General features: G+C 59.7%; 8 protein-coding genes. 1 reads left to right on the top strand and 7 read right to left on the bottom strand.

Annotated features, from left to right (window positions below; all coding sequences use genetic code 11):
• Positions 1-665: 665 nt before the first annotated feature.
• A complete protein-coding gene (locus FA87_RS19050) occupies positions 666-1,529 on the top strand; it encodes a phage integrase N-terminal domain-containing protein (protein ID WP_043696853.1) in 864 nt (287 codons plus the stop codon).
• A 142-nt stretch (positions 1,530-1,671) separates the two neighbouring features.
• Here FA87_RS19050 and FA87_RS19045 read toward each other — a convergent pair whose 3' ends face one another.
• Genes FA87_RS19045 through FA87_RS19015 form a run of 7 tightly spaced genes read right to left on the bottom strand, consistent with a single transcriptional unit; the run spans position 1,672 to position 17,636 of the window.
• Positions 1,672-4,515, bottom strand: a complete 2,844-nt coding sequence (locus tag FA87_RS19045; protein ID WP_043696850.1) for a DUF499 domain-containing protein — start codon at positions 4,513-4,515, stop codon at positions 1,672-1,674.
• Positions 4,512-5,786, bottom strand: a complete 1,275-nt coding sequence (locus FA87_RS19040) for an ATP-binding protein (RefSeq protein WP_043696848.1) — start codon at positions 5,784-5,786, stop codon at positions 4,512-4,514. The genes FA87_RS19045 and FA87_RS19040 overlap by 4 nt, the downstream gene beginning before the upstream one ends.
• Before the next feature lies 1 nt (position 5,787).
• A complete protein-coding gene (locus FA87_RS19035; protein WP_043696842.1) occupies positions 5,788-8,583 on the bottom strand; it encodes a TrlF family AAA-like ATPase in 2,796 nt (931 codons plus the stop codon).
• 15 nt (positions 8,584-8,598) lie between these two features.
• A complete protein-coding gene (locus FA87_RS19030; RefSeq protein WP_043696838.1) occupies positions 8,599-11,493 on the bottom strand; it encodes a DUF1156 domain-containing protein in 2,895 nt (964 codons plus the stop codon).
• A gap of 8 nt (positions 11,494-11,501) precedes the next feature.
• Complete coding sequence (locus FA87_RS19025) at positions 11,502-13,244, bottom strand: AAA family ATPase (RefSeq protein WP_081996660.1); 1,743 nt, start codon at positions 13,242-13,244, stop codon at positions 11,502-11,504.
• On the bottom strand, positions 13,169-16,735 hold the full coding sequence (locus FA87_RS19020) for a helicase-related protein (RefSeq protein ID WP_043696834.1): 3,567 nt from the start codon (positions 16,733-16,735) through the stop codon (positions 13,169-13,171). The genes FA87_RS19025 and FA87_RS19020 overlap by 76 nt, the downstream gene beginning before the upstream one ends.
• 7 nt (positions 16,736-16,742) lie before the next feature.
• On the bottom strand, positions 16,743-17,636 hold the full coding sequence (locus FA87_RS19015; protein ID WP_043696831.1) for a WYL domain-containing protein: 894 nt from the start codon (positions 17,634-17,636) through the stop codon (positions 16,743-16,745).
• Between the last annotated feature and the right edge of the window lie 119 nt (positions 17,637-17,755).

Here is a 17,755-nt window from a genome sequence, read left to right as displayed (position 1 = left end):
GAGGGCCGTCACTGCTCGCCGCAGTGACGGCCCGGCGGACTGCAGCAACAATGCGGGTTGGCGCGGCATCGCATTGATGGCGGCGCGCGTGATGATGCCCCGGCACACTGACCCTGCAACGACCTGCCGGTGGGTATGAACATCGGAACCCTGGTGCGGGGCTGCAAGCACCACATGAAACAGCTCGCCAGCGTTTCATGCCGTCCCATACGGTTGCCCCGATGGCGCAGGTTCCTACAGCGCCAATCCGGCTCGCCGGACGGGAACCCTCCCAGGCACACTCAGGCTCGTTCGGTGTGCCGCCCATCCCACGGGCAGAGCCTTCCTCATCTTCGGCGTGGTTCATCCCGCCAATCGTTGTCGTCCAGTGCCAGTTGGCGTTTTGCCATACACCGCGTTCATTGCCGGTCGCCCCGACCTGGCACGACATGCCTGCGCCCTTTTTCCATCACTCCACAGGAGGTATTCATCCCAGCACATCGCGTCGTCGTCCCTTGCAACTCCTCCGCCTGGCCTTCCTGCAGGAAGCACGGCGGACGCCTCATTCGAGGCCACAGGTGAACTGAGCGCCTGGCCCTTGCCCTTCGGGGATCTCGCCTTGGCGAGTTGGCAAAAACACTGACCGTTTGCTTCTCAGCCGCGACAACCGACGAAACAACACCGCGATGGACGACCTGACCTACACTCTGCGCCAGCTTTGCCAGCGCAACCGCGACGGCAGCCACGCCACTCAGGCCGACCGGCAGCGCTCACTGAGCCTGGCTGCACGCCAACTGCGCGAAGCGGGATTCCGTCAGATGCGAGCCACCTCGCTGAAGGGCAAGCATGTCGAAGCGCTGCTGCAACGCTGGCAAGCCGAAGGCCTGTCGGCCGGCACTCTGAAGAACCGCATGGCGCACCTGCGTTGGTGGGCAGAGAAGGTCGGCAAGGCAGGCATCCTGCCGGCGGATAACACCAAACTGGGCATTCCAGAGCGGCGCTATGTGACCAATGAAAGCAAGGCCAGAGAATTGGGCGACAGGCTGGACCGCATCACTGACCCTCATGTCCGCATGAGCCTGCGTTTGCAAGCTGCCTTTGGTCTGCGGCGGGAAGAGTCCATCAAGTTCCAGCCTCGCTATGCTGATCGTGGCGACCATATCGCCATCAAGGGCTCATGGGCCAAGGGCGGGCGCGATCGGACGGTGCCAATCACGACGCCGGAACAGCGTGCGGTGCTGAATGAGGCTCATCGCCTGGCGGGCCTGGGATCTTTGATTCCATCGCACAAGACTTACATCCAGCAGCGGCATGTTTACGACGGGCAGTGCAAGGCGGCAGGACTGAGTAACATGCATGGGTTGCGGCATCGGTATACGCAGATGCGGTATCAAGTACTGACGGGCTGGGAGGCACCTGCTGCGGGAGGTCCTGCTAACGCTCACCTCAGTACTAGCCAGCGAATGAGTGACCAACACGCCCGACAGCAGATCAGCCGTGAACTCGGGCATGAGCGGGCGGCAGTGACGGCGATCTATCTGGGAACCTGATGCTTCATTTGTTCTTTGCTCTATTGAACTATCCGGAATATCCGGATAGTTGCTTCAGGTGCTTGCCGACGGTGTGCATCGCCAGCGAACAGCCCGGTCATTCGCCTCTGCGACACCCACAAAGGCTCGTCTGCAGCAGACATCAGTCTCCAACCTCGAATTCAGCGTTCTTGAACTTCAGCACATTGCAGTTCTCCTTCACCGCACGCTGAAGGCCTTCGTCGAACCCAACAGGGGAGTCGGCCTGAATCTCGATGGCAATCCTCACCTTCACGCCAGGACGCAAGGTGAATTGCTGGACCACCTCATCCACCAAGTCGGCGAACTGCTTCTTGGCCAGGATGGGATCCAGGTCAATGCTGCCGTAGAACTGCTTCTTTGCGGCGGGGTCCGCAGCACCAGTCCCAGTGGGATAGCCTCCGATCGGCTCATTGACACGAGGTGTGTCACCTCCACCAGTAGTTACGGGTGCCACGCCATCGGTGCCTGTGGTAGTTGCCTTGGCCCGCGATGCTTCCTCCGCCGCGCGCAATGTTTCCAAGTAGGCCCCAGCGGCAAACGGCTCAATCAGCAACAACGAGCCATCCATGATCAATGAAGTTCTCTTGCCATAGCTAAAACCGATGTAGCGGCCATTTTCCTTACCTTGTGCAAAACCGAAAAAGTCTCGGCTTTCGGCGCCTGCGGCCATCGTCATCTGAAAGACCGCATCGTCCTTCAGGCGTGGCAGGTAGAGTTGCTGGCAGCTTTGCTGCCACACATTGAGAGCATTGGCCTCCTTGATGTCCTCTTTCCAGAACCAGTCCTTCAACACCTTAGCCAGATGGATAGGTGCCCATTCACTGATGAGCAGTTCGTTCTCTTTGAGGACGCGCTCGATTTCCTGCGACCAGTTCTGCGCGCCGGGATTGACCTGGAAGTGTTCCCAGCGCAATTCGGACAAGCCTTTGCCGGGCCGGGCTTCCTGCATCGGCACTACGATCCATTTGTAGGTCTCGCGGATCATGCGGCGCACAGTTTCTTCGGCCTGCTCCAGGGCAGCACTCGCCTGCTTGGCCATCAGGTTGTCGAGGACGATACGGTTGTCTTTGTAATCGGCAACAATGCTGCGCCATGCCAGGTAAGAGCGAACGTGGTCCTTCAGCCGGCTGACGCTATCGTAGTCGGCCGCCAGGAAGATCAACCTGTTCTGCTTGAAACGGGGCTGATCTCCACGCTTCTTGAGGATCTCGGTAGCACGGTCGATGGCCAGGCTCTGGCCGCTCTTGCTGAAGGCAGCATCGGGTGGCAGCACCACAAGGCGCAATGCCCAATCGTCAGGCACGTCGCCGCTGTCCGTAAACACATGGATGCCGCCGAAAACTCCGCTGGCAAAGGCGCGCTGCACACGTTCTCGAACCATTGGGAACACGTCTTCCCGGTCCTGGAAGCGGCGCTTGCGCTCCTCCATTTCACGCCGGAGGTTCGGCCGCGTATCGAGCCAGAAGCGGTTGTTGGCGTGGTTGAGATAATGCAGCCGGTCCGACAGCCGCCGCAGCGCGTCCTTGAATAGGCCGATCTGTTGGCCGGGCTGGATGACGCCGAGCATCACACGCTCCAACTCCAGGCCCCGCACCAATTGATTCGTGGTGCTGGGCGCACTGCCCAGGAATACGGCGCGCGCCGAGCGGCGGCAGGCCTGCACGCTGCCGAATCGGGTGTCCTTGTTCTCGATTTCCGTGGTCTCGGCGCGCTCACCATCCACATCGCGCTCGATCACCGGATCCCAGCCCTGGGGCAGGTAATAGATCACCTCGTTGCGCGTATCGGCGTCGTACAGCGGCAAGCTACCGGGCATGATTAATGGATCGTTGTTGCCGTCCTTCCACAAGCGATGGATCACCTTGGCCATCAACTTGAGCACACCACGCGTCCGTTGAAAGTTATCCAGCGTGGACCAGTCCTCGTACAGCCGGTCGAATACCTCTGGGTGAATCGGGTAGGCATGGACCAACCGTTCGTAGTAGCGACTATCCTGGGTTTCCTGTGGAAAGTCGTCGCGGTTATCCGCATAGAAATCGGCGAACCTGCGGCAGACAGACTCCATCGCCAACCGGTCGTTGATCGAGGCGAAAAGACGGCGGCGGACGATCTCGAAAGCCTCCTCTGTTGCCACCGGCTTCCAAAGGGCCTGCACACGGCCAAAGTAGTGCGACAGCGCCTCCAATGCCTTTACGCCTCGCTGGCTACCTGCCTCCTTGTCGGACTCCGGCAGGGAGGCTAGCAGCACCGCTGTGGGCACGGCTTTCAGTGCCTCGGTCAGTGCCTGTACGAACGACAGGTTGGAATCGAACGTGCCTCCGCTCAGTGCCTTGCCTTCCTCGAACTGGCGCACGTAAGCGACCAACTCATCGACCAGGATCACACAAGGTGCGCAGCGTGCCAGCAGTGTCTCCAGCACCGCTTTGCCAGGCGAGGTTCCCGAGGCATCGGCCTCGGCCACCAGCGCGTAGCCCTCCGCGCCCCCGAGCTGCCAAGCCAGATCGCCCCACAGCGTGCGTACTTCCTGACCATCTCGCTTGAGGGGTTGGTTGGGCGAGGACTTGATCCCATCCAGCACCGCGACACAGGCACGCGGCAGCTCCGTTACCTGCGCCGCATCCAGGATGGCGGCCACCCCCTGCAAATCACTGGCCGCCACCTCACCCTTGGACATGTGATAGACCGCCAACATCGTGTGCGTCTTGCCACCGCCAAAGGCCGTCTGCAACTGGATGACGGGATCGCCGCCACGGCCCGACAGCCGTTTCACCACCGAGTCCAGCAACAGGCGCATGCCTTCGGTAATGAAGGTGCGCTCGAAGAACAGCGAAGCGTTCTGGTATTCAGCAGTCGCTGTACCTGCATGCACGCGGGACAGGTCGGCTGCGAACTCGGCCTGCTGGAAGGTGCCCTTGAGCACATCTTCATGGGGGACGGCGATCTCACGCCAAGGTTTCAAACTCATGGTTCCTGCTCCATACGTGCGCCGTAGATGACCAGCATCAGTTCGCTGTCGTCGTTGAGACGATACTCGGGGCGCCGGCCCGCCAGCCGCTCGCTCGTTTCAAGAATGATGGACACGCCTTCTCCGCGCTTGTCCATGATGTGCTGGCGGTGTACGGCCAGTGTGTCATCGTCGATAGGGCAGCGCGCCAGCAGGCTGGTCAACGCCTCGTTGCGGGCTGCCTGGCGGAGCGGCAGGCTCTCCGGAGTCATGGTGTTGGGCAGCATGCCGGGCGAATACAACTCCAGCCTGTCGTCGAACAGACGCAGCCGCACCTTGGCACCGGCCATGGAGTAATCCCGGTGGGCGACCGCATTGGTCACGGCCTCGAACACCGCCAGCATGTCGAATTGTGGACGATCCTCGCGTCCGCCTTGCGCGTGTTTGTAGGCAGCCACGCGCATGTTCTTGCGCACGAAGGCACAAGCGTCGATGATCTGCTGGTCCAATGGCCCGGTGATGTCCTGTGCATCGCGCTGGTACATCGCTTCGCCAGCGGGCAAAACATTGGCTCCCTGGTATGCCACGGCCTGAATGAATGCGCCTGGCAGGAACCGCTGTGCAACATGGCTCCCCATGAGCAAGCCCGCCACTGTAGGGCGCCAGACGCCTTCTTGATCATCGTGCGCCGCCATCGCAAGTTTACCCAGCAGAATCTCAGGTGCATCGGCACTTCGTGCAGGAGCGAAGCGCCGCCACAAAGCTTCGTCCAGGTCGGCCAGCGTGGCGCGCGCGACGGGCGTTTCGTCGAAGCGAATCAAGCGCGATTGGCTGCGCTGCTGGAACAGACGTGCCAGTTGGTCAGGCGGAATGGGGCGCTTCGATGAGCCAACGCGCTGCATGTAGCCGCCCGGGCTTTGATGCACGAACAGGCTGTGCAGGACCTCGACGCGGATGACCGGTTGCTCTACGCCGCCGGCATCGGGCAAGGTCATGCGTTCGATGACTGGGGCCAATGGCGGCTTGATCGCGTCTTCACACGCCTGGCGCAGCAGTGCCTCCACGGCATCGAGCCTGTCCAGTTCGATGCCGATCACCTCGCGGCTTCTGTCCTCCACGCCCAGCAGCAACACGCCGCCCGAGCTGTTGGCAAACGCAGCCAGTTCATCGGCAAGGTCGTTCTGTGAAGGGCCTCGTATCTTGTCGCCGGCAAACCGGACTTCCTTCAGTTCCAGGAAGCTGTCTTCGCCTAGCCGGATCTTTTCGATCAGTTCGCTACGGGTCGCCAACATATCAAACCTCCGTTCCCAGTCGCTTCCAACGCCGCGCAAACGCCTCGTGTCCGCCTTCCATCACGCGGCAGACCTCACGACGCACTGCCGATTCCTGCAAGGCACCGCTTTGCTGCACAAAACACTGTCCACGCCCGAACTCCATTACATGCACCAGCTCCGCATCGCCGTTGACCACCACATTGGGGTTGTGCGTGACGATGATGAGCTGACGGCGCAACTTGTTTTCCCGAATCTGACGCACGATCAGGTCGTAGATCAGATGGTTGTCGAGATCGTCCTCGGGCTGGTCGAGCACGATGGGCTCCTCGCCGAAAGCCAGCAGGAAGGCCAGCAATGCGGCCGAACGCTGTCCCTGCGACCCCTGGCTGATGGAGGTCCACCGATGATCGCGCTGGTACTCGATCCGCAGGTCGTCCTCTGGAAACCACGCCAAGACATGGTCGGCGAACTCCGGCTTCTCATGCTTGCGTTGCAGATAATTGCGCAGACGACCGCCCAAGGTGGCATCGACGTCCAATAGCCGTTGCTTGACGCTGCCGACAGCCCCGATCTTGCCAGGCTCATCCGCCTGCGCCAGATCGAATGCCATGCCGCTGGAAGCCTCGCCGTCCTCTGTCAGCAGAATGTCGTCGGCAAAGCGCTCGTCGGTCGCCTCGATCAATTCGCGCAACTCGCGTTCGAGCTGTTTGGCCTCGAACCCGAAGGGCACCACGGCAATCCGTACATGCGGATTGCCCGCCAGCGCGTTCTGGATAAACGTCTGGCGCGCCTGCGTGATGGCTTGCCGCTTCTGCGTCAACAGTGCTCGCTGCGCGTCAATCTGCTGTGCCAGCGTCTGCCGGTCACCCTGCATTTGCTGGAGTGCCTTGCGCTGGAGCTCCAGTTGCTGGCGTTCCTGTGTCAGGCGTGCAAAGGCCTGCGGATCGCTGACGCCTTGCGCAACGAGTTGTTCTTGCAGTGCGGTATGCGCCTGCTGCGCTGCAAGGGCACGCGCTTTCCACTGCGCAAGCCGGCTATCCTTTTGCAACGACTCGATGCTAGCGTGGAGCTTGCGTGCCCGCTCCAGCAGATCGAGACGAAGCTGATCCACCTGCAGGTCGACATCCTTGCGCCACGTCAACAGGTCGGCATCCTGCTCGGTGAAGTGCTGGCTGGGCCAGTCGTCAAGTCCGATGTGCTCCGGCAGTTCGGCAATGCGGGTGGCGATGTCGTTCAATTGCTCGAACAGCGTCTTCACCTCCCTGACTTGATGCTGCGCCTGGGCGTAGGCGCGCAACACGGTGGCATGGTCGGCTTGCGACAGCGCCGCCAGCTTTTTCCCGGCCTCATCCAGCTTGCGCTCGACCTCGGCTTGGCCGGCCAGCTTGCCATCCAGTTCGCGCAGTCGGGCACGCTGCGTGAAGAAGGTCCGTTGCGCCTCGTCGAAGGCCTGCCTCAGCGATTCGACGTTGGCGGCCTCATCGATGATCGACAGCAGGGTCTGCCGTCCACTGCCGGCCAAGGCCGCAATCTGCCCCTGGGAGAATATGCGCAGCGGGAAGCGTGCCGGATTCACGCTCTGGCTGGGAGACGTCTGCCACCGGTCGTCGCGCCATTCTTCCACCGCCGTGCCTTGGCCATCGGCTCGCCACAGCAAGCGAAGCCGCACGTCCTCGTGCTGCCACTCCACACGGATAACGGTATTGGCACGCAACGCGCCCTTGTCGTCACGACCATTGACAACCTTGCGGAAGGCATCGAAATGCGCACGCGGTTCGTTGCCCTGGCCCAGCGCCGTCAATTCCTGGTCGCGCCGCGCCGCCAGCCGCAGGGCATGCACGACGGTGGACTTCCCCGTTCCACGGCCGCCAACAACCGCATTGAAAAACGGCGAGCAAGCCAGTCTTGCCGGCTGGCCATTGCCCATGTAACGCGCATTCTCGATTTCGATGGCGGTGATGACATGGGCGGGTACCCGGAAGGGGTCGAATGCTCCTTCATCACTGCGCCGGATCGACACACCATTGCCATCCAGCAAGGCCAGACGAAGCCCTTCGATCGTCGGGCTGGCCATCTTGACCCAGGTGTAACGGCTGCCGGGAACAGCCGCTCCCTGGAAGCTGTGGCAGTCGCTGCCCAATACCCGCGCAAAGCGAGAAGCGGCCTGGGCGACGCAGTCCGGCCACGGACTGGCGTCATCGCACCACTCCACAGCCTGTAGCCCCTCCACGGCAATGGCCTGGCGCAGGGTGTTGGCATCGAGCTGGCTTTGACTGGAACCCGCACGGCACTGCAGCAGCCCTTTCGGCGCATCGGCGTGTGCCGGGATCGCAACCCCGCCAGCAGCCAGAATGGCCTGGATCACTTCGGCGATCCCTCGGCTGGTTACGCCGTCGCTGTCACCCTTGGTACCTTGATAGCCCACGCTTCCCAGCAAGGTGTCGATATCGCTGGTGGTTGCTGCGGGATCGAGAACAGCAAGCACGTGCACGCCGCCCTGGGTGGAGATTTCCACCCCGGGGAAGAGCGTCAGCTCCCGAAACCCGGCAGGTGGCTGCCCCTGATCGGCCAACGCCTTCATGGCCGCATAGGCGGCCTTGAGCAGGTCGATCCAGGCACCGCTGTTATGGTCCGTCAGGGCCACGCAGTCGATCTCCGCGGCCATGTACTTGAGCAGCCATGTTTCAGGCGTCAACGCATTGGGCGTGCCTATCGCCTGCTGCCAGCCGTTGGTGTCTTTAGAGGCCGGCGTATGGGTATGGAAGTCGAACTTCCACCAGCGGGAACCGGGAAAAGGCCATTCGGTCGTTGCCATGCGTCATTCTCCCGGTCAGATATCCAGTTGTGTTTGCGCGCCGAGCACCCCGGCCTCGCTCGCCGCCTGCTCCATGCCGCTCCACGCTCCCACCAGTTCGTTGTAGGCGCGCGCTTCTTCGGCCCAGCCTTGGCGCTCGCACAAAGTGTAGAGGCGGTAGGCCAGGGCGCGGATGGATTCGGCGCGGGTGGGCATGCGGGCCAGCAGGGTGCCGGCAGCGGATTCGCCGTCCTGGTTCAGGGCACGGATGAGCTGGTGCAGGGCTTCCCAGATGGGCGTGCGGACATCGGATTCGGGGGCCCAGTCTTTCGGTAGCTCGGCCCAGCGTAACAGGCGCAGTTCGCCCTTGCTCGACGCGACCACGCCGCTGGTTTGCAGGCCGCCAACGCTGGTGCCCTTGGCGCGGGCCAGCACGTCGGCGTCGCCATACTTGCCGGTGGCCCAGCCTTGCTGCTCGAACCAGTGCAGGCAGAACTGCGTGTCGTGGTCGAAGTCGTCTTCGGCAAGGAAGCGGTTGATGAGTTGCAGCGCGGTGCGCACGCTCATCGGCGTGCCGTCTGCTTCCAGTACGGCGGCGTATTGGCTGAAGATCGCCATGCCGGGGCCGATGATGGCCTGCGACAAATCCACCGGCGCGACGGGCGAATTGACACCGCCGCGCGTCATATCAAGCATCGCTTCGGGCAGCATGGCGTTAAGTTCGCGGATGAACTCGCGGCGACTCGTCGTCGCTGCGTCTGAGTTCCGCTTTCTGCATACCAAGACAACGCTTGATGCCAGAGCATTGGAACTCAGGCCTCTAATGCGACTTGACTGCTCGCTTCTAAGAGGCCATGTCCCGGTGATGGCGAAACCGGCTTCCAGTACGGCCGCTAGGAATGTCTCCCACCCAGAGCTTGATGTGCCGGTATCTTCGCTGGTGTCCGATTGCTTGAAAGCATAGTAGATGGTGACTGGAAACGCTGGATGTGCTTGATCCGCCAAGCGCTGGATGGCGCGCGTCATCCCGCCCAAGAAGAAGCTTTCGGCAGCATCAGACCCACCATGTCTGGCTGGCGTAGCCACGAGTTCTTCGGCTTTTGGCACCGCAACCGTTGCGAAGATATTTGGAAATATCTCCTTTACACCACGCCTGAGCCAAACATAGAAAAAGTCCGAGAGGTCTGCGTAGCCAATGTTGTCGTAGTACGGCGGGTCTGTTGAGACCACTTTGTTTGCGCTAGTGATATTGGTTGACGCATTTTCCTGAGACGCAAATCCAGCACCTCCAGATCGGGGTAGAGTTTCAACGCAATCTGCGATGTAGCTGGCCGCAGGAAGGAATCCACCTACAGTATTTTCCAACAAGGCGGCTTCTGGAAAATCCCATGTCATAGCGATTGCCTGTTTACCAAACAGGTTCATTACCTTCTGATTACCCGGAACCCATCGAGTAACCGTGTTCGAAAAATCCGCACACCGATCAACTGCGAATGCAAGGAACACTGCGACAGATTGAGCGTAAGCGAGGACCCCTGATCCTCCGGAGTCAAGGCCACGACCATCGCAAGGGATGCCTTGTGACAAGGCATCCTGCTTCACCTTTTCGACTACTGATCCGATCAGGCTGGAGAGCGTGTCCAACGTGGTAAGTTGGCGAGGCGTGAACAGATCACTCCACTTACTCATTCCATAGTTTCCGACTCGGAATCCAAGTGCCTGCTGAAAGAACTCAACCCCTGGCCGCCACTGTGGGTTGGCGCTGTTGGCTGCAGTCTCATGATCTTGAGTCGGCGAGAGATACAGGCGGCTTTTTGGGCCTTCGGCCACAATAGCCATGAGTCGCTGGCCAATGCGACCAGCCTTGGCCTCAGATTTTATGTATGCGCCACTGATGGGGGCCTTCGACAGAAGACATAGGAAGTTTGCACCTCTGCTTCCTACCTTCGTACCGTTCTCAACATCCTTCCCTGGCTTTCCAAGAACCACTTTGAATTGATAGCCCGCGCCGTTGACTACAGGCTGGACGTAAACTTCTTTTCCAGCTTTGTTCGACAGAACAAAACTGGACACTAGGGGCACGTCTACATGGGCAAATGCAGGGTTGGGACTCTTGACTGTGCGCGCCCACAGCCATGCGATTGGCTTCAACTCCTTCCCTTGTAGGTGCGCTAGATCTGGACGTTCGGCAACGACGTTTCTACTGATCTCAATACGAGGATAAATCTGTCCCAATTGCTTCGTGGCTTCTGACAGCATCCACGCACCGTAGCGACGCACATCCTCGGCTAAGCCTCTCGCGCCGCTCCAGTCGTTGTGCAGCTTCGCCTGCTTCTCGCCCGCAGGTACCGGCCCCACCGGCGCGCGACCAGCGAAGCGCGGCGGGATTTCGATCATTGCCTTATTGATGGTGACGGCCACGGGATTGAGGTCACTGGCATAGCTGTCCAAGCCCAGACGCTGCGCTTCCAGCGGCAGTGCGCCGCCTCCCGCAAAAGGGTCGTGGAAGGCGGGCGGCTTGTCGGGGTTGAACAGTTCGGCAGCCTGTGGGTGCCCCTTGTTCAGCTCGCAGACCTCGCGCCACGAGCGGCGAATTTCGACGCGGGCGCGTTCCAGCACCTCCTCGTTGTTGATGTTCTCCCACTGCACTAGGTCTTCGATGATCTTGAACAGCCGCTCGCGTTCGGCCTGCGCCTTTTCTTTGTTCACGCCGTAGCGGAAGCCCCCGCCCTGCTGATAACCGGGGTCATTAACCATCTGCGCGAAGATGACTGCCCGCGCCGCTGCCAACGGGCGGCGCGCCCACCACAGGTGGATGCCTCGCGGGTGAGCGCCAATGCCGGGCATCTTTTCATACGCGCAAGCATCGTTGATAGCATCAAGCGGCAACCCGACTTCGATGAGCTTTTTGGGAGTTTTTATCTGAACCATTATTAATTCTAATTTCTCAATGGGGCCAACACGGCTGCAGCCAATTCTTCATAGACAACCATTCCCGGCTGGATCAATGGAGCAAGATGCTCGATCGAAAAGGCCTCTGCTGAATTTCCACAGCCATTCAACCCAAGCAGTTTCTTGATCTCGACATACAGAATATCCGTGATTGCCTTTACATCATCGCTCGGCTTACCGCGACCCGGCAGTGTTTGCAACTGCTGCTGTTTTTTCTGTTTGATTTCTTCAATGGTTTCAGGCTTGCCGTGGAGCTCACAAAGCTTCTCAAGCACTTCGTCATCCCAGAGAAAATTCTCTATATCACGCCGAGAAAGAACATGGATGTCTTCTTGCCGCAGCTCTTCTATCTCGGCTCCATTGCAGTCATCCTTGTCGAAGACTTTCCAGGTCGTCATTCCTGGCGCCAGCTTAGTCAGCAGGTAGTCAAATGCCTTTCCATCGTGTTGTACCTCGTTGCCACCGCCCAAAGGCACAAACTCAACTTCCGGGTGCCATGGTCCAAAGATTTTCTGATACACGGAGACATCAAAGCTTGGCTTCTTTCCTGGCTGTCCGATCTTTCTACCTTCGCAGAAAACGACGTATTCGGGTACGACCAACTCGGCCAGGTCATCCAGCGCGGTATGAAACATCTGCTGCCAAAACCGGCGGTCCGGCTGAATCGGTTGTAGCTTTACTGCCAGATCGAAGTTCTGATCGTGGAAATCGATGAAGGCAACCTGCCCTGGGTTAGCCGTATTGAGTTCCGCCGCTTTGCGCGCCATGCCGATGGAATGGGTGGAGAGCCAAAGCTGGCATTTATCAGGAATCAGGTCGAACATGACTTCGAGCAGCTTGGCCTGCAGGCGCGTGTGCATATGAAGTTCGGGTTCGTCGATGCAGAAGATGGTGTCATCGAACTTCTTGCGCTTGACGATGAAATCCAGCAGAAGATCAAATGCAGCCTTCTCACCTCCGGACAGGTTTTTGTAGTGGAAGTTCGAAGCGACACCTTTGGTGAAGCGAAAGGTTCCGCCCTCTAACGGGTTGCCAGGGCCTTCCAAAACTAGGCCTTCAAAAACCTGGGACATTGCCTGACGCACCTCTCCGATGAGTTCGTCTCTGATCTCGGATCTCTTCTTATCCTCAGAAACGGACTCATCAAAGACCGCATGAATTGCCGCGCCTACTATTCGTTGATAATTATCTTGGACACGTGACTCCGCCAGCATCAACATTTGTGCTCTTGCAGAATCATTCAAGATATCATCGAGCTTGCTTAGGCCCTCAATGGTGAAATCCGGGGAATGCCTATATGCAGATCGAATATAGAACACCTTTTTGCATAAATCTTGGTTATGCCGAATATCACCAGTGACACCAAAGAACGAAGGAGCAATCTTGTCCCACGCTTCCTTGGCGAGATTCCTGCTTCTCTTAGTTGGATTGTCTTCTGAAGCTTCAGATTCAACCGGGCGTGAATAGTAGTCTTTATCAAAACCCCAGTCCTGCCTAGCGGAAATTTTCATCCAATAGTTGAAGGCTTCAAACAGCGACGTCTTACCGCTCCCATTCGGTCCGGTAAGTAGAACCAGTTTAGCCGTCTGTGGAATATTAGAGATTTCAAGGTTGGCAAAACGCTTGAAGTCCTGAATCTTGATTTTCTCCAACCTCACAGTGATTCCCCTGAAGAAACGGCCTTGGCCAACAGCTGATCCAAATCCAGGTTGATGCTGGTCACCGCCCAATCAGGCTCCTGGGTAAAGGGATTCCTCACATAAAACGGCCCTTCATACTTGTCGCCATCCACCAGAACCATGGCCAGGATGAACTTGTCGGCCTGGTTGAGCCCGTAGAGGATTTCGTTGCGAGTCACCGTGATCGTGGTCTGGCCCTTGGCGCGGCCCTTGACCTCGATGTGGCGTGAAGGCGGCAGCAAGCCGCCCTGCGCTTTGGGCAGGCTAGTAATGTCCCAGCCGCATTTTTCCGCCGACACGTCGATGACTTCATGTCCCAGCGCCCGTTCGGCGCTCATCACCGCCTGCATCGCCACTTGCTCAACACGGGCCCGGGCGGCTGCGTCGGCAGTCCAGCCCGGCTGGCCCTTGCGCTGCAACAGCAGGCCAGCGGGGATCACAAGTGCGCCGCCGAGGATGACCGGCGTGGCGGAGATGACATGGCGCATGGCCAGCAATTCCTTCTCGCGTGATTCACGGCGTGCGGTCAGATCGTCGATGGTGCGGCGGACGTTCTCCAGCGTGAGACGCACATCCTTGCCGGCAGCGATATCGTCTTGCAGCTTGACGTAGCGATCGGACCAGAAGTTGATTTCCCGGACCAAGCGCTCGTGGACGGCTGCCAGCGTCTTGTCCACGGTCTTCTCACGACGGGCACGAACCTCATCGAAGTGTCCGGGAACCAGATGGGTGGAGGCGTGAGCAAGAGCAGCCTGTTCCAGATCCTTGGCGATCCAGGGAGCGGCCAGTACATCTTCGATCAGGACTCTGTCGGCCGAGGCCAGCGGCTCCAGATCCAGGTGAGGTGCCCAGCCTGCATTGATGGCGTTGCCCAATGCGTCGATTTCGACGAACTGCATGCGGCGCGACGCCACATGCGTCGAAGAATGTGCTTCGCTGTGCTGACCGCCGGGCGCGGCGCCTTCCTTGACCGAGTGGTCAATGATGAACATGACCTTTGGCGTCAACCCCATATCGCTGGGATCTACCAGCACGGCGCCCTGCTTGAGCTTGGCGCGATGGGCTTCCAGTATCAGGTCGGTCACCGACTGCATCAGTGGATGGCCAGGGTGCAGCAGGCTGGCCATGGGTGCGCCGACACGCTCGGTCAAGCGCACGTACTGTTTTTCGAAGCAAACACGCTCATAGCGGCGCAGCACCGGGTTGGCGTTGCGCCGGTCGCGGCCACTGATCTGGCGGTCGCGTTCGCGGATGATGGCAGGGACGTTGGTGATCTCGTAGCGACCCGGCTCTCGTTGGCGCAGTTCCCCGCCCAACTGCTGGAAGGCCTGGCCGAAGAAGGAGCGGATGAAGAAGGGCTGCAACTTGCGCGCTTCGGCCTTCTCCATTTCTTCCTTGACGGCGAACAGGCGCTTCTCGTCCATCACTTCTTCGCACAGCGCGTTGCGCTTGATGATGATTTCCAGATGCTGGGTGTCCAAGGCGCCTTCCACCCGGCGCAAGAGCCGGGCACGAACCTCAGGGTCGGAGCCGTAACGGATGGCTTCGATCAGCAGATCTTTGAGACTACGATCCTCGAACACCTCGCCCAGGATGTCGAACACGCGGCCACCCAGGGCCTCGCGCTCGATCTCCAGCTTCTCGAACAGCCGTTGGAAGACATCGCCCTCGCGGGTTTCGGCTGCCACCATGTTCCACAGGTGGCAGACTTCGGTCTGGCCGATGCGGTGGATGCGGCCAAAGCGCTGTTCCAGGCGGTTCGGGTTCCAAGGCAGGTCGTAGTTGACCATCAGGTTGGCGTTCTGCAGGTTCACGCCTTCGCCGGCCGCGTCGGTGGCGATGAGCACCCGCGAGGCGGGGTCGTTGCGGAACAGCTCCTGCACTTTGCGGCGTTCTTCGCGCTTGACGCCACCGTGAATCATCACCACGGCCTCCTCGCTTCCGATCAGGCCAAGGATCTTGGTCGCCAGATAGTTCAGCGTGTCGCGGTGCTCAGTGAAGATGATCAGCTTACGCTGCCGGCTTTCGGCGTCGTGCATTTCCGGTGTGTCCTGCAGCAGGCGCGAGAGTTCATCCCACTTCCGATCCTGGCCTGAATGCACGACCTGACGGGCTTGTTCTTCCAGCCCTTCGAGAATGATGATTTCGGCTTCGAGCTCCTGGATCGTCTGGGCGGCCGTGGCCTGGTCCACCACGGCTTCCTCGAAGTTCTCGTAGTCTTCAGGCAGGAGTGCGTCTGCCGACTCCCAGATGTCTTCCGGCGCGCCATTCGTGCCCGTACCGAGCAGGGTTTCGGCCAGGATCTGGCCGCGCTGACGCAGTTTTTCGTCCTCGACACGGCGCTTGAGCTTGTTGCGGCGGCGTTTGAGCGACTGATAAATGGCCTCGGGGCTGGATGCCAGCCGACGTTGCAAGGCTGTCAGCGCGAAACCGACGGTGCCTTTGCGTCCGCCATCGGCCAGTTGATCGGCCTTGGCGAACTCAGTCTTCACATAATCGGTCACCGCTGCGTATAGGGCGGCTTCGAGATCGGAGAGCTTGTAGTTGACCGTGTAGGCCCGGCGTTCGGGGAAGAGCCGCGTACCGTCGAAACGGAGCATGTCCTCCTTGACCATGCGACGCATCAGGTCGGTGACATCGACTTTGTGCGTGCCATCGCGGAACTTTCCATAGAAGCGATCTGCATCGAGCAGCGACATGAAGAGCTGGAAGTCCTCCTCCTTGCCGTTGTGCGGCGTCGCTGTCATCAGCAGAAAGTGGCGGGTGATCGAGCCCAGCAATTCGCCGAGCAGGAAACGCTTGGTCTTGTTGACCTTGTTGCCAAAGTAGCTGGCCGACAGCTTGTGTGCTTCATCGACGACCACTAGATCCCAGTGGGAAAGGCGGAGCTTTTCCTGGAGGTCTTCATTGCGGGAAAGCTGATCGACACGGGCCACCATCAGGTCGATGTCGTCGAAGGGATTGCCGCTGCGGGATTGCTCGACCTGCTCCCGCGAGAACAGCGTGAACGACAGACCGAACTTCTCGAACATTTCGTCCTGCCATTGTTCGACCAGGCTGCCGGGAGCAACGATCAGTACGCGCTTGGCGTCTGCGCGCATCAGCAGCTCTCGGATGAACAGTCCCGCCATGATGGTTTTGCCCGCACCCGGGTCATCGGCCAGAACGTAACGCAACGGTTGGCGCGGCAACATCGACTCATACACCGCCGTGATCTGGTGTGGCAGCGGTTCCACGTTAGACGTGTGCACAGCCATCATCGGATCGAACAGATGAGCTAGGTCGATCCGGTAGGCCTCTGCGGCAAGTTTGAACGCTTCGCCTGGAGCATCGAAGGCCCACGGCCGGCCTACTTCGGCCAGCGAAAGATTGGCCTCGTCGGTACGGAACAGCATTCGCTCAAGGAGCTTGCCGTCGGCCGTCTTGTAGTAGACGGTAAGCGCGTTGTCACCAACCGGGTCGGTCGTGACGATGCGGACCACTTGCCCGGGCTCTACCCCCGAAATGGCCGCATTTTTCTGGATATGTTCGAGCTTCAGCATGATGCGATCATTCCTTGCCAGAGGCGTTGTAACCCGGTGCCAAGATCAAGTTGGCCACGCCGTAGAGCGCCTGGCGATTGCGCAGCCATAGGTGGTGCTCGCCGCCCTTGAGGCTATGGTCTTCAGTGCAGTCCACATTCCAGTGGCGCAACAGATAACCTGTCATTGCCGCACGCACACACACCTTGAGCACACCGCCCTCCATGCCGTACTCGGCTTCGATGGTGTCGGGGTGCTGCACGTTGGCTGGGTGAGGTACGAGTTCAAGCTCGGTGATGCGAGCCCACTGAATGTCTTGCTCGGATTTCTCATGTGCAGCCACAAGGCCGGGAAGGATGCGGGCATCCTCAAGGCGCCCCAGTACGAAATCGCGGAACTCGCCGCTGCGCCGGTCAAAACCACGTACCTGCCAGCGCAGGCCGCTGTCGGCCAGGGCGAACGGCACGATTTCACGTGTCGTCCGCCCGCTGGACAGCGCTCGGTAGGAAATTTCGACAGCGCTACCTTGATGAATGGCGCGGGTCAGAACCGAAAGCAACTCAAGATTGATCCTTCCAGGCAGGCTGGCGCCTTCCCATGACACGACGCCCTTCCATTGAAGGCCCCCCCCATCTCCATAGCCTTCGGATAGCCAGGTCAGTACGCGCTCGGCGGGAAAGTCGAATAACGGCCGGAACCATTTGCCACGGACATAGACCTTGCTTCGCGTGTCGTACTCCAGGTTGCCCGCAGCAAGCTCTTTGTACTGTGCAAGATCCCGGGTTGCAGCTGCCATCTGGACGCCGAATCGCGCCACCAAGTCCTGCCGCCGAATCTCACCTACGAACCGCAGTCGCAAATCGACGAACGCGAGACGGTCGCGTTGCGCTTGGGTGAGTGACAGAAGAGATTCGCTGGACATGTACGGACCGACGCGTAAATAGACGACGATGCGAAATTATCATCTCTATCGGCCGTTCATTGCAATCAAAATACATCTTCTTATAGAATCATTTTGATGATGATTTGGCGGCTAAAGCC

Source organism: Luteibacter sp. 9133, assembly GCF_000800155.1.
GTDB classification, from domain to species: Bacteria; Pseudomonadota; Gammaproteobacteria; order Xanthomonadales; family Rhodanobacteraceae; genus Luteibacter; species Luteibacter mycovicinus.
The sequence above is the reverse complement of the archived record's forward strand: the minus strand, read 5'-3'. Positions and strand labels throughout refer to the sequence as shown.

Bases quoted from the DNA above. Each gene is read 5' to 3' on its own strand.
- FA87_RS19050 (WP_043696853.1), top strand. From the start codon at position 666: ATGGACGACCTGACCTACACTCTGCGCCAGCTTTGCCAGCGCAACCGC.
- FA87_RS19045 (WP_043696850.1), bottom strand. From the start codon at position 4,515: ATGAGTTTGAAACCTTGGCGTGAGATCGCCGTCCCCCATGAAGATGTG.
- FA87_RS19040 (WP_043696848.1), bottom strand. From the start codon at position 5,786: ATGTTGGCGACCCGTAGCGAACTGATCGAAAAGATCCGGCTAGGCGAA.
- FA87_RS19035 (WP_043696842.1), bottom strand. From the start codon at position 8,583: ATGGCAACGACCGAATGGCCTTTTCCCGGTTCCCGCTGGTGGAAGTTC.
- FA87_RS19030 (WP_043696838.1), bottom strand. From the start codon at position 11,493: ATGGTTCAGATAAAAACTCCCAAAAAGCTCATCGAAGTCGGGTTGCCG.
- FA87_RS19020 (WP_043696834.1), bottom strand. From the start codon at position 16,735: ATGCTGAAGCTCGAACATATCCAGAAAAATGCGGCCATTTCGGGGGTA.
- FA87_RS19015 (WP_043696831.1), bottom strand. From the start codon at position 17,636: ATGTCCAGCGAATCTCTTCTGTCACTCACCCAAGCGCAACGCGACCGT.